Origin of the sequence: Myroides sp. C6-3, assembly GCF_050522425.1 — a bacterium.
GTDB lineage: Bacteria > Bacteroidota > Bacteroidia > Flavobacteriales > Flavobacteriaceae > Flavobacterium.
The window spans coordinates 1-15,578 of sequence record NZ_JBMVQP010000033.1; the positions used below are offsets into that span (position 1 = coordinate 1).

General features: G+C 36.4%; 18 protein-coding genes. 12 read left to right on the plus strand and 6 right to left on the minus strand.

All coding sequences use genetic code 11. From position 1 onward, the window contains the following. Positions 1-136: 136 nt before the first annotated feature. The gene (locus ACPDG9_RS12890) at positions 137-586 is read right to left on the minus strand and encodes a hypothetical protein (RefSeq protein WP_430528129.1); all 450 of its coding nucleotides are present in this window, start codon (positions 584-586) and stop codon (positions 137-139) included. A 286-nt stretch (positions 587-872) separates the two neighbouring features. Here ACPDG9_RS12890 and ACPDG9_RS12895 point away from each other — a divergent pair, with 286 nt between their 5' ends. Next, positions 873-1,322, plus strand: a complete 450-nt coding sequence (locus ACPDG9_RS12895) for a PepSY-like domain-containing protein (RefSeq protein WP_430528130.1) — start codon at positions 873-875, stop codon at positions 1,320-1,322. A 15-nt stretch (positions 1,323-1,337) separates the two neighbouring features. Continuing rightward, positions 1,338-2,213: a PepSY-like domain-containing protein gene (locus tag ACPDG9_RS12900; protein ID WP_430528131.1), complete on the plus strand. Its 876-nt coding sequence runs from the start codon at positions 1,338-1,340 to the stop codon at positions 2,211-2,213. A 222-nt stretch (positions 2,214-2,435) separates the two neighbouring features. On the opposite strand, the gene ACPDG9_RS12905 is transcribed toward ACPDG9_RS12900, so the two are convergent. Then, on the minus strand, positions 2,436-3,482 hold the full coding sequence (locus ACPDG9_RS12905) for a helix-turn-helix transcriptional regulator (protein WP_430528132.1): 1,047 nt from the start codon (positions 3,480-3,482) through the stop codon (positions 2,436-2,438). Positions 3,483-3,559: 77 nt separating this feature from the next. Beyond that, complete coding sequence (locus tag ACPDG9_RS12910) at positions 3,560-4,615, minus strand: helix-turn-helix domain-containing protein (RefSeq protein WP_430528133.1); 1,056 nt, start codon at positions 4,613-4,615, stop codon at positions 3,560-3,562. 747 nt (positions 4,616-5,362) lie between these two features. On the opposite strand from ACPDG9_RS12910, the gene ACPDG9_RS12915 reads away from it, so the two are divergent. The 5 genes from ACPDG9_RS12915 (at position 5,363) to ACPDG9_RS12935 (ending at position 10,090) form a co-directional block, all read left to right on the plus strand. Beyond that, positions 5,363-5,728 (plus strand): hypothetical protein, encoded by a 366-nt coding sequence (locus ACPDG9_RS12915; protein WP_430528134.1) that lies wholly within the window; start codon positions 5,363-5,365, stop codon positions 5,726-5,728. A 124-nt stretch (positions 5,729-5,852) separates the two neighbouring features. Next, positions 5,853-6,134: a DUF3817 domain-containing protein gene (locus ACPDG9_RS12920; protein WP_182650709.1), complete on the plus strand. Its 282-nt coding sequence runs from the start codon at positions 5,853-5,855 to the stop codon at positions 6,132-6,134. A gap of 229 nt (positions 6,135-6,363) precedes the next feature. Then, positions 6,364-7,581: an OmpA family protein gene (locus ACPDG9_RS12925; RefSeq protein WP_430528135.1), complete on the plus strand. Its 1,218-nt coding sequence runs from the start codon at positions 6,364-6,366 to the stop codon at positions 7,579-7,581. A gap of 90 nt (positions 7,582-7,671) precedes the next feature. Then, positions 7,672-9,657, plus strand: a complete 1,986-nt coding sequence (gene uvrB / locus ACPDG9_RS12930; protein WP_430528136.1) for an excinuclease ABC subunit UvrB — start codon at positions 7,672-7,674, stop codon at positions 9,655-9,657. A 10-nt stretch (positions 9,658-9,667) separates the two neighbouring features. After that, positions 9,668-10,090 carry a DUF1456 family protein gene (locus tag ACPDG9_RS12935; RefSeq protein ID WP_430528137.1) on the plus strand — a complete coding sequence of 141 codons (423 nt, stop codon included), beginning with the start codon at positions 9,668-9,670 and terminating at the stop codon, positions 10,088-10,090. Positions 10,091-10,337: 247 nt separating this feature from the next. On the opposite strand, the gene ACPDG9_RS12940 is transcribed toward ACPDG9_RS12935, so the two are convergent. Further along, on the minus strand, positions 10,338-10,706 hold the full coding sequence (locus ACPDG9_RS12940; RefSeq protein ID WP_430528138.1) for a group III truncated hemoglobin: 369 nt from the start codon (positions 10,704-10,706) through the stop codon (positions 10,338-10,340). 56 nt (positions 10,707-10,762) lie between these two features. Between ACPDG9_RS12940 and ACPDG9_RS12945 the strand changes: the two genes are divergently transcribed. The 4 genes from ACPDG9_RS12945 to ACPDG9_RS12960 are packed head-to-tail and all read left to right on the plus strand — an operon-like array spanning position 10,763 to position 13,174. Beyond that, entirely contained in the window at positions 10,763-11,509 is a 747-nt protein-coding gene (locus ACPDG9_RS12945) for a Rossmann-like and DUF2520 domain-containing protein (protein WP_430528139.1), read from the plus strand. Continuing rightward, positions 11,509-12,036 (plus strand): KdsC family phosphatase, encoded by a 528-nt coding sequence (locus ACPDG9_RS12950; RefSeq protein WP_430528140.1) that lies wholly within the window; start codon positions 11,509-11,511, stop codon positions 12,034-12,036. Before ACPDG9_RS12945 ends, ACPDG9_RS12950 begins: the two co-directional genes overlap by 1 nt. A 10-nt stretch (positions 12,037-12,046) precedes the next feature. Then, positions 12,047-12,631 (plus strand): Maf family nucleotide pyrophosphatase, encoded by a 585-nt coding sequence (locus ACPDG9_RS12955; protein ID WP_430528141.1) that lies wholly within the window; start codon positions 12,047-12,049, stop codon positions 12,629-12,631. A 6-nt stretch (positions 12,632-12,637) separates the two neighbouring features. Then, entirely contained in the window at positions 12,638-13,174 is a 537-nt protein-coding gene (locus tag ACPDG9_RS12960; protein ID WP_430528142.1) for a mechanosensitive ion channel domain-containing protein, read from the plus strand. Between the two features lie 37 nt (positions 13,175-13,211). On the opposite strand, the gene ACPDG9_RS12965 is transcribed toward ACPDG9_RS12960, so the two are convergent. Beyond that, positions 13,212-13,829, minus strand: coding sequence for a trimeric intracellular cation channel family protein (locus ACPDG9_RS12965; protein WP_430528143.1), 618 nt, complete (start codon positions 13,827-13,829; stop codon positions 13,212-13,214). Between the two features lie 12 nt (positions 13,830-13,841). Continuing rightward, positions 13,842-14,585, minus strand: a complete 744-nt coding sequence (locus tag ACPDG9_RS12970; RefSeq protein ID WP_430528144.1) for an RDD family protein — start codon at positions 14,583-14,585, stop codon at positions 13,842-13,844. Between the two features lie 25 nt (positions 14,586-14,610). Between ACPDG9_RS12970 and ACPDG9_RS12975 the strand changes: the two genes are divergently transcribed. Then, positions 14,611-15,576: a stage II sporulation protein M gene (locus ACPDG9_RS12975; protein WP_430528145.1), complete on the plus strand. Its 966-nt coding sequence runs from the start codon at positions 14,611-14,613 to the stop codon at positions 15,574-15,576. Positions 15,577-15,578: the final 2 nt, after the last annotated feature.

Here is a 15,578-nt window from a genome sequence, read left to right on the forward strand (position 1 = left end):
CAAACCTCACAACGAACAAACCTCACAACGAACAAACCTCACAACAAACAAACCTCACAACAAACAAACCTCACAACAAACAAACCTCACAACGAACAAACCTCACAACGAACAAACCTCACAACAAACAAAACACCTATTTCGTATACTGTTTTTCACCATTAACATAAAGCGTTCCTTCTGCGGCGTCAAAGCGATAAGTAGCATCGCCATAGCCAGTTGTGTCTTTGCGATCTAAAATAAGTGTTTTTGAACTTTCCTCAGGTAAAAACAACTCTACTTTAGACTTGTCGTCATTAAACAACACAAAAGCACTAATTACAGCAGCGCTATCTTTGTGCACCGGATTTAAGCGCATCCCTTCTTCAAAAAGTCTCAAACACTTTTGTCTCAACTCACTCCAGGTTTCTCCCGCAGCGACCAAACAACCCTTGTCATTTTTATCTCCACCAATCCGTGGCGAATTTTCAACCTGTTCTTCTTTTACTTGAACTTCTTGATCTGTAGAAGTAGGTGTATTTTTTGTTGTATTCTTACAAGCAACAAAAACCAAAACACCAAATAACAATACCATTCCTTTCCTCATAGCTATTCTTTTATCTAATTTATAATCTAAAAGGCTAAATCCTTCATAGCTCTTTACAAGCCTAATTCAGCCCTACTTTTTTTCGTAACTCCTAAGATACAACCTTTAATCAATTACCTGCATTTAAAGGAGTTACTTTACAATTATTTATGAATTCACCTGTTATTTTAACATAAAAACAAGTGTTATATACACCCGTCAATCCTTCTTATCTTTCCCCTATATTCCCAATTCTTTCCAGATTCTCTCCTTATATTTGTCTTGTAAATACAAAAATAGTACAGCTATGAGAAAATTAAAAACAATACTAGTAGGCGTCTTCAGTATGGCTACCTTGTTCTTCAGTGAAACAACACAAGCGAAAGACATCATCATTACAAAAAATGAGTTACCTCAAAAAGCACTGATGTTTATGGATACGCATTTTAAGGGTAAAGAAATACAAACAATTGAAAAAGATGACGATTTTCTATCTGTTTCATACAAAGTAACCTTTGCCGATCGCCTGGAGATTGAATTTGATCGATCTGGAGAATGGGATGAAGTGGATGGTAACGGCACTGCACTTCCTACCTCGTTTATGTTAGATCCTATTGTTGCGTATGTCAAACAACAGTACAAGGAAACAGCGATTGTAAAAATTGAAAAGAAAAGAAGCTATTACGAGGTTGAATTGCAAAACGGACTAGAGCTTGAATTCTCAAAATCAGGTACATTTAAACGAATTGATCACTAATAAAAAAAAAGAAAAATGAAAAAGAAACTAATTGCCCTAGCGCTTTTTACCGTATGTACCATAGCATTTACCGCTTGTTCTAGCGATGATGCGAACCCTGTTCATATAGAAACAATCGCTGTCGATCAATTGCCGCAACAAACCCAACAATTTATTGCGTCTGTTTTTCCCAATGCGACTATTTCCCAAGCAAATAAAGGAACGAAACCCAATTACTACGGTTCGTTCTACAAGTTGATCTTAAACAACAATATTGAGATCGACTTCGATCAAGAGGGAAATTGGACCGAAATTGAAACAACAAATCACACCGCAATTCCACAGGAATTCCTCACACAGGAAGTGCCTTTAATACAAACGTATATTGCGGAGCACTACCCTGCCCATTTCGCTGTTGAAATTGACAGAGACCGCAAGGGCTATGAAGTGAAATTAAACAGTGGATTAGAGTTGATTTTTGACCATAATCAAGTCTTTATGGGAATTGATGCAGACCTAGACAACGACGAGGAATTAATCCCCCTTAAGGACTTGCCAACAACCGCACAAACACTTTTGACAACGCATTTTCCAACATCGGAAATTGTGCTAATCAAAAAGGAAAATGACGAGGAGGACAGTACATACAAGGTATATCTAACTGAAGGATTCAAAATCGAATTCGATCTGTTGGGCAATTGGACAGAAATAGAAAGCAATCAAGGAAAAGCAATTCCTTCTGCGCTGCTTCCTGCTCCATTAATCGACTATATACAAACCCATTACACCACCTTTACCCTTCAAAGTGTGGAGAAAAAAACCAATCATTTTGAAGTTGATTTAACAAAGGGAAAACAAGAAGTAGAACTTATTTTTGACCTCGAAGGTAATTTTGTACGAGTGGATTACTAAAATCATATAACGAAAGAAACGGGTGTTTAAAAAAAACACCCGTTTCTCCTTTGTATCAGTAAGGCTTAGTACTAATAAAAAGAGGATGAACCAAAGATTCACCCTCCCGCTTTAGGTTTTGCTGCTTGTTTTACATCCAACAGCAGGATGTTCAATAAAATTGCTTCACTTTTCTATTTAATTTTCCACTTGTAAACGACAATAAAATGAAATTCAACACGATCAACTCATTATTTCAGAGGGTGCAAACCCAAAAACATCTACAAATGCACGGTAAAAGGACAAACGCGTATTAAAACCACACAGTAAACTCAACTCTTCAACTGTAAAATTTTCTTCATTATCTCGAATAAGCAAAATAGCGTACTCAACCCTTAACCGGTTCAAGTATTGCTTGAAGGTTGTTGATTGAGATGCTCTAAAGAAGCGAAGTAGCTCCGATTTTTGCAAATTCAACACAACCGCTAATTGCTCTAAGTTTAAGGACGGATTTAGGAACAAACGAGTTTCAATCAATTGATCTGTTATCATTTGGCGAATTTCATTCTCCTGCATCACTTGAACTAAATTCTCACAAGGATCGTTAATCTTCAAATGATTCAAATCAATACATTCTTGTGTTGGCCTTAGTCGACTAGATCCCCCTTCCATTTGAGGGAGCGAAACATCTAAGGTTACTTCTCCAAACAATCGATGTTTTTGCTGCATCCACTCCCTTTCCAACGCAGGATCTACGGCTTGTTGATACCTCAAAAAAGCAAATAATTTCACTTCAAACACAAAAGCTCCAATCAGTAGTAAAAGGCTACTTCCATAAAACAACTGATCGATATAATCAAGAAATAAATGAGCATAAAAATAGAGTAGGAAGAAAGACAGCGATACACAAAAGAGAACCACAATATAAAAGACAACATAGGGTCTTAGTATTTTGTATAAGCAATTGTTAATCAAACAGCAATATCCATAACATCCATAAAAAAAAGACAGGGTACCAATCGATAGAAACAAGGTTTCATGCACTAGACTCACGGCTAAGATCGTTCCCCATACCGTCACTTGATTCAAGACAAAGAGAATGAACACAAACACCGGAATACCGTGTAAAAGCCAACGATAACGCTTCAACTTCAAGAAGTACATACAGCCATTACCCAAGAATAAAAACAATACGACTTCCAAGTTAGCCGTAATAAAATACCGCTCGTAAACGTCAGATAGATACACGATTCCATGTAAACCTAAAATACATAAACTAAAAACTAACATGTTTCTTCTCCCCTTATGTTTACTTTTATTGATCCAATAAAGAAAAACATATCCCATAAAAACAACCACCACCCAATTCATACCTTTGCTTTACTTTTTTCAATGACACCTCTGTAATCAACAGGACTAAATCCCGTCAAATTTTTAAAATATTTAGTAAACGTATTGACTGATCGAAAGCCACACTCTTCTGCTATAGCCAGTATGGTCCAATCGGGTTGATTAACGAGTAACTGCAAGGAATAAATTATTCTGTGATAAGCGACTAGTTTGTAAAAAGTAGTATTCAAATAATGGTTCAGCACAAAACTAGCTTGTTGCGTCGTGCAATTCGGAATCGAACTACACAGCATATCAAGGGAAAAATCGCGTTGTAAAAAGTCTTTTCTCGTCTCAAAAAAATCTAATATTTGGTCTCCTAATTCTTGATTCTTATACTTCAGTTGATAGCGATCTACCTCGGTTACTTCCGCTACCGCTGCATCACCACCATCCTTCGCTCCCCCATTCCGTGCTGATACTAAAACAGAGAACGTTTTCTTTTCGACTTCCTTCTCCTTTTTAGTTAAAATAGCATAGGTAAACAATGAGATCATCAGAATAAGTCCCTGTATCCCAACTTGAACATGCTTAACCACAAGAATAAAAGAACTCAACTTATGGTGCATCAGATACAATTGAGCATTTAAAAGGCAGAGATTTACCACAAAGAAGAAGTGAACGATATATATATAAGCCCCAATTTTTGTACTTTGTTCTTTAAACTCCTTTTGATTTCCGTAGTAAACAACAAAATAAACAACAGCAAAAAAGTTATTCAAAGCAACCACAATCCACAAAGGAACCCAAAGGAAACTCAATACAATCAGAAGAACAGCTAAACTAGCGATTTGAAGAATTTGTGTTTTTAAGATCCCATCCTTCCCATCTTTGGCCATTCTGAAGAGTTTTAGACTAAAAACAATCGCATAAAGATTAACAATAGACGCTGTTTTGTGTGCAACTAAAACAAAGTAACAACTACTACTTAGTAACAGAGAGAAAAAAACAAATAGTAAAAAATAATAGCGATCAATCTGCAAATTAAAATTCCATTCCTCCAACTTCATCTCATCATTCTTTTTAAAATTCATACGTTTTAAGATTAGTTATCCGTGTACGAAGCTAAAGTCAATTAGCCTAGTACCAAATAAGATTAAACCATAAATACCCCCCACTATTGTTTTTTGCCAAAAACCAAAACACGCTTTCAATGAGATTGTAAAAATAATTAACAATCCTCTGCTATTTTCACAATATTTAGATTTTTCAGCTAATCAAACTTAACTTTTGTTGTGTTAATTTATGTATCAAAAAGCGCATTCCTTATGCAAAGTAACTTATTGAAACATACTTTAACAGTTCAAGTTTACTATTGTCTTTTTTTAAAAATAAAAACACTTTAAGCCCGTTATAAACAGGTTTTATTCATAAAAAACATACATATTGAAATAAAAAAAGAAAAAGCACAAGACTCGGGTGTAGAAAAACAGGTTTTAACCGTTCATCTCAAACAAAAAGCAACTAAAAAAAAAAACACACAGTTTTATTATAGAAAACCGCACATTTTCAACACTCACACAATTTATCTTAAAAAAAAACATTTCTTTAATAGAGAACAGTGAACGGTGAATGGTGAACAGCTAACGGCCGATTTTGCTAAAGTAGGTGTATTTTCTTTCTAACGACGAACAAGCAACAAAGAAGCAGAAACTCATTAACCCATAGCCTTCTACATAAAAAAACTACAATTAGAGAAAATTAAATTAACTTTTTTATTTGCTAAACTATTAAAAAGCTTATTTTTGCTCTACAATTAATAATACCCAAAATTTAATACTGTGGAAAACGCAAATGCAATTAAACTAATTAAGTTAATACAATCTGATTTAGTTACAAATGGTCTTGTGGTGGATCAAATCGTTCCAAACCTTAAGAAATTAAGAGAATATGCTTTACTAGAAGAGGTTCCGACACTAGTTAAAGCAATTAGACTTACGTATGAGCACATTGAAAATAACAACGGTTTTTTCATTGCTATTCCAAATGACGAGCCGATAGATGAAGATGAGGTAGCAGAAGAAACTGCTATTGGCACGCAAAATGACATCGAAAGTTTACAATACTTATTGTCGCTTTTTAAAGATCCTACAAACAAGCATAATATTGCTGATTTGAAAGAGTACAACGCTAAGTTTTTAGCATAACATATAAGGTCTAGGTTTACTAGGCCTTTTTTTATGATATATTTAGCATTAATTCCCTCCTAATTGTTTGAAATAATCGGCATTACCTTTATTTTAGCCCTATAAAACTTAAGTCTATATTATTATGGTTAATCTATTTAGGATTACAGCTTTTTTAGAGGGAGTATCTTTACTTCTTTTATTGTTCATTGCTATGCCCTTGAAATACATTTGGGATAGCCCGTACATGGTACAAAAAGTCGGAATGGCGCACGGTATTTTATTTATCGCCTATATTGTTTTCGCTTTTTTAATCAAAAATGAGTTAAAGTGGTCTAACAAAACCTTGTTTTTTGTGTGTATTGCCTCAGTAATCCCATTTGGAACTTTTGTAATAGAGAAAAAATTAAAAAGAGAAATTAGTTAATAAACTAACGAAAAAGTAGATCATTTACATTTTTACTACTAAAAAACAATATTTATACAATACAAAAGAGATTGTCATTGATTTTATATAATTCAGTAATCTCTGAAAAAATTGTATTTTTTTTATAAAAAATGTATATTTAAAAACTTTATAGTATATTTGCCTCGTAAACGAAACAATAATAGCTATTACAATAGAATAGCTGACAAGTGAAAGTAAAAATTAAATTATGAAAAAAATCACATTATCTTTATTAGCACTTACAGTAGGTCTTTGTGCTAATGCTCAAGACAAGCCATATAATAAGTGGTCAGTTGATTTAAATGCAGGTTTTGCTAAGCCAGCAAGAACATTAAGCTCAGGTTATGCTGCTGAGACTTTCAAAAACTTACATTTAGATGGTGGTGTTAGATATAGCATCAACAATAAAATAGGTGTAAAAGCTTCATTTGGTTACGATAAAATCGACAACTGGACAAACAGCAACTTAAATGCTCAAAGTGATTACTACAGAACAAGTTTAGAAGGAGTTGTAAACTTAGGTAGAATCTTAAACTTCGAAAACTGGACTAAAACTTTTGGATTACAAGCTCACGCAGGGGGAGGATATTCTTGGTTAAACGGAGATAACTTCTCAGGAACTGATAAAATGGGTCACTTAATGGCTGGTTTAACAGGTCAAGTAAAATTACACTCTAGAGTAGCTTTAAACGCTGACTTCACTGTAATTCAAAATACACAACAAGATAGAAACTGGGATGGTGCTTCTGCAACAAACCGTAGCGTATTCCAAGGAACTATGTTCAACGCAACAATGGGTATCTCTATCTATTTAGGAAAACAAGGTCAACATGCTGACTGGTATTCTGAAGAGTCTCAAACTCAAAATGAAATCAATTCATTAGCTAACAGAATCGATCAAATCGAGTCTATGTTAGTTGATTCTGACAACGACGGTGTTGCTGATTACTTAGACTTAGAACCTAATACTCCAGCTGGTGCTTTAGTTGATTCTAGAGGTAGAAATATCGATAAAAACAACAACGGTATCGCTGATAACATCGAAGCTTACTTCGCTGAGAAATACGGTACGACTGAGAAAATGAATGCTGATGACGCTGCAATGGTTAAAGAATTAATCAACAAAGGTTATGTAGGTGTTTATTTCGATTTCGATAAAGCTCAACCAACAAACGTAGAAGGTATCAACTTCATCGTTGCTTACATGAAAAACAATCCTTCAGCTTCTTTAGAAGTTAATGGATATGCTGATTCAACAGGAAACAAAGATTACAACCAAAAATTATCTGCTAGACGTGCAAACGCAGTGAAAGATATTTTAGTTAAAGCTGGAGTTCCTGCAGGTAAAATTACTGCTAAAGGTAATGGTATCGACGGATCACAAGCTAAAAACATCGCAAGAAAAGTTATGTTTAAAGTAAACTAATTTTTAGCGTAAATTATATTATAAAGCACAAGCGTAAAGCTTGTGCTTTTTTTTGTTTAAATGTGTACCTTTGCGTTTAAATACGCAGTTATGAAATTTGATTTAAAGTCTGACTATCGCCCTACCGGGGATCAACCTGAGGCCATCAGCCAATTGACCCGTGGCGTAGTAGACAATCAGAAATATCAAACGCTCGTTGGTGTTACCGGTTCTGGTAAAACTTTTAGTGTCGCCAACGTCATCCAAGAAGTTCAGAGACCTACCCTCGTTTTGGCACATAACAAAACATTGGCAGCTCAGCTGTATTCTGAATTTAAAAGCTTTTTTCCTGACAATGCGGTGGAGTATTTCGTTTCTTATTACGACTACTACCAACCTGAAGCTTTTATACCTGTTACGGGTCAATACATTGAAAAAGACCTTTCTATTAATGATGAGCTAGAAAAATTACGACTAAGCACCACTTCTACCCTTCTTTCAGGACGACGTGACGTTTTGGTTGTCGCCTCTGTCTCTTGTCTATACGGTATAGGAAACCCCATAGAATTTCAAAAGAATGTAATCTCCCTCGAGCTTGATCAAGAAATTAGTCGCACCCAATTGCTACACCGTCTTGTTCAAAGTTTGTATGCGCGAACAGAAGCCGATTTTTTACCGGGCTATTTCCGTATTAAAGGAGATACGATTGAGGTATTTCCAAGCTATGCGGATCATCCTTATCGCATTCACTTCTTTGGAGATGAAATTGAAGCAATCGAAGTATTCGATGCCACAACGGCTCAAGTGATTGAAAAATTTACCCGCTTAAATATTTACCCCGCTAATATGTTCGTAACTTCTCCCGATGTTTTAAACAATGCGATTTGGGAGATTCAACAAGACTTAGAGAAGCAAACGAGCTACTTCAAAGAGATCGGTAAACACCTTGAGGCAAAACGCCTAGAAGAACGCACGAACTTTGACCTCGAAATGATGAAAGAATTGGGGTATTGTTCGGGAATTGAAAACTACTCCCGCTATTTGGATGGTAGAGAACCTGGTACGCGTCCTTTCTGCTTGCTCGATTACTTCCCTGATGATTACTTAATGGTGGTGGATGAAAGTCACGTTACCATCTCACAAGTACACGCTATGTACGGAGGAGACCGATCTAGAAAGGAAAACTTGGTGGAATACGGCTTTCGATTGCCCGCCGCTTTAGATAACCGCCCGTTGAAGTTTGAAGAATTCGAAGCCATGCAAAATCAAGTGATCTACGTCTCAGCAACGCCTGCAGATTACGAATTGCAAAAAAGCGAAGGTATTATTGTAGAGCAATTAATACGCCCTACTGGACTCTTAGATCCCGTTATTGAAGTGCGTCCAACAGAAAATCAAATTGACGACCTCATTGAGGAAATACAACAACGCGTCGATGTAGATGAACGAACGTTAGTGACCACCTTAACCAAGCGTATGGCAGAAGAACTCGCTAAGTATTTTACTAAAATGGGGGTTCGTTGTCGATATGTACACTCCGATATCGATACGATTGAACGAGTAGAAATCATGCAAGACCTCCGCAAGGGACTTTTTGATGTACTCATCGGGGTAAACTTACTTCGAGAGGGACTCGATTTACCAGAGGTTTCCCTCGTGGCTATTTTGGATGCAGATAAAGAAGGCTTTTTGCGCAGCCATCGATCCTTAACCCAAACTGTAGGTCGTGCAGCTAGAAATGTAAATGGAAAAGCGATTATGTATGCAGATAAGATTACAGCAAGTATGCAAAAAACCATCGATGAAACAACTTATCGCCGAAGTAAACAAATTGATTATAATACCCAACACAAGATCACTCCTAAAGGTTTAAATAAGAAGATAAAAAACGACCTCATTAAACCTTCTTACGATGATCTTATGGTGGAACAAGTGAAAAAAGTAGCAGAAGAACAGGTGAAATACCGTTCAAAAGAAGAAATTCAAAAGCTAATCAACACCAAAAGAAAAGAGATGGAAAAAGCAGCCATGGACCTCAACTTCATGCTAGCTGCGCAATTAAGAGATGAAATTCAAATATTAAAAGATAAATTATAAGTATTCACACATGACAAATAACGATATTTTAAAGAAACTAAGAGTTGCTTTACAACTGAGAGACGAACAAATCGTGGAGATACTAGAACTCGTTGACTTTAGAATTTCTAAAGGAGAATTAGGTAATTTCTTTAGAAATGTTGACCACCCAAAATACATGGAATGTGGGGATCAAATCTTGAGAAATTTCTTAAATGGATTGGTTATCTTCTTGAGAGGAACGAAAGATGAACCTAAAAATCCAATGGATGTTTTACAACAAAACAAGGATAATATTGCAAAGAAAGTGAAAACCGACCGCCCAACAGAAGCAAAGGTATTCAACAGCAAACCTAAAGCCAACAACACTTCAGCTAAAAAACCTTTCACCAAAACGGACAAACCTAAAAATCCACTAGGTAATGTCAAGTTTAACAACGGAAAGAAAAAGTGAACAGTGAACAGTGAACAGTTAACGGTGAAAGGATCAGATAGAAGAAAAGTCAATCTTTTGTAGATTGGCTTTTTTTGTTGTTGTTTGTTGAGAGGTTGTGGCGTTGAGGAGGTAAGATTTTCGTTTTAAGAAAACAATTTCTTATTTTAGAAAAATCTACCGATACCTCATAACAGATCACTGATAACTTTTTTATTTGTTGTTTGTTGTTCTTAAACGACCAACGTCCAACAACTTACAAAAAAAATCAACTATTAAAATATTGAATTTTACTCCAAAACATCGCTGCCATTCGCTCTGCACGCCATTTTGCTTCTTCTGCAATTTTCCCTTCAAACAGTTCGTCAACGGTACGGTTAAAAATTTGTTTCCAGCGCTCAAAGTGTTCTTGTTCTACAGGTAGTTTTGCATGAGGGGGAAAAGGTCTTCCTGAATAGGTGTGTTCTTCCAGCAAAACGGTTTGCCAAAAAGCGTACATTTTTTCTAAATGGTATTCCCATTTCCCTTCTAAGCGTTCATTAAATATCGGTCCGATCAAATCATCTTGTTGTACTCTTCCGTAAAACGTATTGACTAACAATCGAATATCATCTAAGTGTTCTATATCTTTCTTCATCTTAAAATTTCTTTTAAATCCGTTCCCCTTTCCTATTAAATCTTTATCTTTACTTTATGATTACGATAACAATATTAGGTTCGGGAAAAGTCGCTCACCATCTGATTGTAAACATATTAGAGAGTGATCAATTACAATTACAACAAATATACGCAAGAAATGTGAATTCAGTTACCGATTTGGTTCCTGAAAGTAGCGTTGCAAGTGATATAGCACAATTAAAACCAGCAGATATCTTTATCATTGCGGTTAGTGATAGTTCAATTGAGGAAGTATCCAAGCAGATCAAGCTTCCCAACCAATTTGTTGTTCACACCTCAGGAACAATCCCCATGACGGCTATTCAAGTAGAACGCCGTGGGGTGATGTATATGCTACAATCCTTTACAAAAGACAAAGAAGTGGACTTCACCTCTATTCCCTTTTGTATTGAAGCTGAGCGCCCTGCGGATTTCCAACTCCTAGAGCAAGTGGCTGTCAGCTTCTCCGAACGCGTGTACAAAATCTCGTCCGAACAGCGAAAAGCCATCCACCTCGCTGCCGTTTTCGTCAATAATTTTGCTAATCACATGTTTACCCTAGGGGAAGAAGTGTGTAAAGAATTTCAAGTTCCCTTTGATATTCTCAAACCCTTAATTGAAGAAACGGCTAGTAAAGTAATGGAACTATCGCCGAGGGAAGCACAAACGGGACCCGCATCTAGAGGAGATCAAAATACAATCAACCAACATCTAAGCATGATTGCTGATCCCACAAAAAAAGAAATCTATCAACTCATTACAAAATCAATACAAAATAGATAATGTCTAAACACTTTAAAGAAATCATGAACGACATTACTACATTCATATTTGATGTAGATGGCGTCTTAACGGATGGAAAAGTTCACGTTACCAACAGCGGAGATTTATTGAGAATTATGCATATTAAAGATGGTTATGCCATCAAGGCTGCTTTAGAAAACGGCTATCGTGTATGCATCATCTCGGGCGGAAGTAACGAAGGAGTAAGAACAAGATTGAGCAACCTTGGCGTAAAGGATATCTATTTAGGTGTTTCCAACAAAGTAGACATCTTTAAAAAGTATTGTCAAGAGCACAACCTGCAAGCCGACGAGATTCTCTACATGGGGGATGATATTCCAGACTATCACGTGATGCAAAAAGTGGGACTGCCTACTGCTCCGCAAGATGCGTCTCCAGAAATTAAGCGTATATCGAAATATATATCACACAAAAATGGCGGAGAAGGTGCTGTAAGAGAAGTAATCGAACAAGTGATGAAAACACAACAGAAATGGTTTCAACACTTTGATGCTAAATACGATTAACCCCTGCACTATGCCCTATCAAATACTAAACAACTACACCTTAGTCTTAGGTTCAAACTCACCTAGACGCAAGCAGTTTTTAACCGATTTAGGTCTGACTTTTGTTGTACGTGCCTCGGATATTGACGAAGTATATCCTCCGGAACTCCAAAGAGAACAAATCACCGATTACATCGCCAAACTAAAAGCCTCTGCAATCGAACTGACTGCCGACGACGAAATTCTCATTACGAGTGATACTACCGTTTGGAGTGAGGGTAAATCGTTAGGTAAACCACAAGATCGAACAGAAGCCCTTGCGATGCTAGAACGTTTATCGGGTAAAATGCACGAAGTGATTACTTCTATCTGCTTGACCAGTACCCAAAAAAACCACTGTTTTCACGCCCTAACGGAAGTTCACTTCAAGCCCCTAACAAGAGCACAGATGGAATACTATATCGATACGTACAAACCCTACGACAAAGCAGGGGGCTATGGCATTCAAGAGTGGATTGGACTAGTGGGAATTCAACGAATCAACGGATCATATACCAATATTGTAGGTTTACCTACAACCGAATTAATGGAAGAATTAATACAGTTTATCAAATAAAATAATATGCCTGAAGGATATTTATTTAAAGCTATAATTACGGCAACAGCCATTCTTATTTACCTGATCTCGAGAAAAATTGTAACGAGTATCATTCACTCTTTTTCCAAGAAATCAGAAATGAAAGAAGGCAGGGAAGCTGTCGTTATCCGACTGTTCAACCTTCTTCTTTTGGTACTGCTCTTCATTATTATCTTCACCATTTGGGGGGTGGAAAAAGACAATGTACTATTGACTTTAACCTCTGTTTTTACGGTAATTGGCGTTGCGATGTTTGCACAGTGGTCTTTATTGAGTAATATTACAGCGGGAATTATGTTGTTCTTCTCCTTTCCTTTTCGAATTGGAGATATTATCCGCATTCAAGACAAAGATTTTCCAACGGAAGCGAGGATTGTAGATATCAAAGCCTTTTATATTTTGTTGGTCACCAAAGATGGAGAGCAAATCTCCTACCCCAACAACCTTATTTTACAAAAGGGAATTGTGATCCTCAAACCCGATCACTTTGAAACACATGAGAAAAACACACTTCAAGAATAAAAAAAACGGTTGGTAAGAGAACTTACCAACCGTTTTTTTATTCCTTGCTCTCGTGTGCAAAAGGCAAACTCCACTTGAAACGCACAGCCAATAAGCGCAGAATAATCACACTTCCTGCTGTGGTCAAGTAAATAATTTCTTGGTTGACGTGATAATGACTTAAAAAATAAAATACACATCCTCCAAAAATACACGCTGTAGCATAAATTTCCTTTTTAAAAATAATGGGAATCTGATTGGCTAGTATATCTCGGATAACACCTCCAAAACAAGCTGTAATCGTTCCTAAAGCAATGCAAAAAACAGGGTGTAAGCCCACGGATATCCCTTTAGCAATCCCAATTAAGGTAAATACTGCAATTCCAATTGTATCAAATAGAAACAGAGAGTAGCGCAAAATAGTAAAGCGTTTATAAAACACTAAGGCTAGGAAAACACCTATAAAGGTTGCGTAAAAATAGTTTAGATCCGTCAACCAAAAAACAGGGGTAATCCCAATCATCATGTCGCGTATAGTTCCCCCACCAACAGCAGTTGCAAACGCCAAAATGACCATGCCGAACAAATCCAACTTACGTTCGCGCCCCGCTAATGCTCCGGAAATAGCAAAGGCTACTGTTCCGAGCAAATCTAAAATCACAAAAAAACTAAGCATGAAAAAAATCTATTATTCTTTACTTGTACAATGACTATAGTCCTTTAGAACAAGTTCTACAAATTCTTGATTACTCATTTCCAACTTTCGCTTATCAATCCCCAACTCTGATTCCAATTTACGCGCTAACGCCTTGATCAGTGAGAAATCTTGGTTGCCTTTGTACTTGAGGTAAATCTCTTTAACTACACCGATATCCGCGTCAGATAAGCGAATTACTTGGGGGAGCAAAGGCTTATACTCCTCCTCTACTTCTTGAAAGATCGTCGTAGAAAGGTGTATTCTACTTTTCGTACTAATCACCGTTGTTCCAGCAAAGATATCACCTAAACGCTGGCTTTTATCTGTAAAAATAACACTACAAACAGCCACTACTCCATTGGAAGCCACAATATCGAGCACGCGCAAAATCCAACGCACAAAATAGTCAATGACCGTCGCTTGGTATCCATCTATTTTAATCACCTTAATCCCCAAGATCTTCTTCCCAGGCGTTAGCCCTTGTAAAAAAGTTTCAAAAAAGAAGCTATAAAAAATAAGAGGAATAGAAACGATAATCCAATACGCATTAAAAGACCAAACATCTTGCATAAAATAATTAGACAATTTAAACAGATAATCAAGGTAGTAGAACACAATTAAATACAGAATTTTAAAGATCATATCCAAGATAAAAGCGAGCATTCGTTCTCCTACAGATGCTACTTTAAAATCAATTTCTATGTTTTGTGTTGTATTTATTGTTAATTTAGCCATAATTATATTTTTAACCAATCACCGAATGAGAGAAGTTGCGTTTATTAAAAAAAACAAAGAACTCTGGCTTTCTTATGAGAAGGCACTCTATTCTTCGCAAACGCAAAAACCGGACTATCTAGCTGAATTGTATATGCAAATCATGAACGATTTAGCATATGCCAAGACTTTTTATCCAAAAAGTAAAATTACACAATATTTAAACAGTTTGGCGATACAAACTTACCAAAAAATATATAAAACAAAACGAATTGAAGAAAGTAGAATTAAACGCTTCTTTCTCTTCGATGTTCCCTTAACGGTTTATCGCCATAAGCGAAAGTTAAACTTCACGCTTTTAGTCTTCGTTATTTTTGTCGCAATTGGAGTAATATCAACACATTACGACCCTGAATTCACGCGAAATGTACTAGGTGATTCCTATGTCAACCAGACGTTAACCAACATCAAAAATGAGGATGCAATGGCCATCTACAAGTCAGGAAGTACTTGGGGAAGTTTCATAGGCATCACCGCAAACAACCTCTACGTTGGCTTGCGCTTCTTTTTATTTGGACTCACAGCTGGACTAGGAACTTTGCTTTTCCTTTTGTACAACAGCGTTATGCTGGGTACTTTTCAGTATTTTTTCGTCAATGAAAATGCGTTTATGGACAGTGTTAGGGGAATCTGGCTACACGGTGCCTTAGAGATCACCGCAATGGTAGTAGAAGCCTTTGCCGGACTTGTATTGGGAGCGAGTATGTTGTTTCCTAAAACCCTCTCGCGAATGAATGCTGTAAAAATCGGCTTTAAGGATGCCTTAACCATCTTCATTGCCACAATACCTTTCACTATTTTAGCTGGTTTTATTGAAGGTTTTATCACTAGACACGCAAAAGAAATGCCTGATGTATTAAATTATGCCATCATTCTAAGCACGTTTAGCCTGATCTTTTTCTACTTCTTTATTTACCCTAAACGACTATCAAAAAAACTAAATCTAATATAAAC

Coding starts and splice junctions, on each gene's coding strand:
- ACPDG9_RS12975 (WP_430528145.1), top strand. CDS start 14,611: ATGAGAGAAGTTGCGTTTATTAAAAAAAACAAAGAACTCTGGCTTTCT.
- ACPDG9_RS12965 (WP_430528143.1), bottom strand. CDS start 13,829: ATGCTTAGTTTTTTTGTGATTTTAGATTTGCTCGGAACAGTAGCCTTT.
- ACPDG9_RS12945 (WP_430528139.1), top strand. CDS start 10,763: ATGATTACGATAACAATATTAGGTTCGGGAAAAGTCGCTCACCATCTG.
- uvrB (WP_430528136.1), top strand. CDS start 7,672: ATGAAATTTGATTTAAAGTCTGACTATCGCCCTACCGGGGATCAACCT.
- ACPDG9_RS12935 (WP_430528137.1), top strand. CDS start 9,668: ATGACAAATAACGATATTTTAAAGAAACTAAGAGTTGCTTTACAACTG.
- ACPDG9_RS12895 (WP_430528130.1), top strand. CDS start 873: ATGAGAAAATTAAAAACAATACTAGTAGGCGTCTTCAGTATGGCTACC.
- ACPDG9_RS12900 (WP_430528131.1), top strand. CDS start 1,338: ATGAAAAAGAAACTAATTGCCCTAGCGCTTTTTACCGTATGTACCATA.
- ACPDG9_RS12940 (WP_430528138.1), bottom strand. CDS start 10,706: ATGAAGAAAGATATAGAACACTTAGATGATATTCGATTGTTAGTCAAT.
- ACPDG9_RS12955 (WP_430528141.1), top strand. CDS start 12,047: ATGCCCTATCAAATACTAAACAACTACACCTTAGTCTTAGGTTCAAAC.
- ACPDG9_RS12905 (WP_430528132.1), bottom strand. CDS start 3,482: ATGTTAGTTTTTAGTTTATGTATTTTAGGTTTACATGGAATCGTGTAT.
- ACPDG9_RS12910 (WP_430528133.1), bottom strand. CDS start 4,615: ATGAATTTTAAAAAGAATGATGAGATGAAGTTGGAGGAATGGAATTTT.
- ACPDG9_RS12920 (WP_182650709.1), top strand. CDS start 5,853: ATGGTTAATCTATTTAGGATTACAGCTTTTTTAGAGGGAGTATCTTTA.
- ACPDG9_RS12890 (WP_430528129.1), bottom strand. CDS start 586: ATGAGGAAAGGAATGGTATTGTTATTTGGTGTTTTGGTTTTTGTTGCT.
- ACPDG9_RS12970 (WP_430528144.1), bottom strand. CDS start 14,585: ATGGCTAAATTAACAATAAATACAACACAAAACATAGAAATTGATTTT.
- ACPDG9_RS12925 (WP_430528135.1), top strand. CDS start 6,364: ATGAAAAAAATCACATTATCTTTATTAGCACTTACAGTAGGTCTTTGT.
- ACPDG9_RS12960 (WP_430528142.1), top strand. CDS start 12,638: ATGCCTGAAGGATATTTATTTAAAGCTATAATTACGGCAACAGCCATT.
- ACPDG9_RS12950 (WP_430528140.1), top strand. CDS start 11,509: ATGTCTAAACACTTTAAAGAAATCATGAACGACATTACTACATTCATA.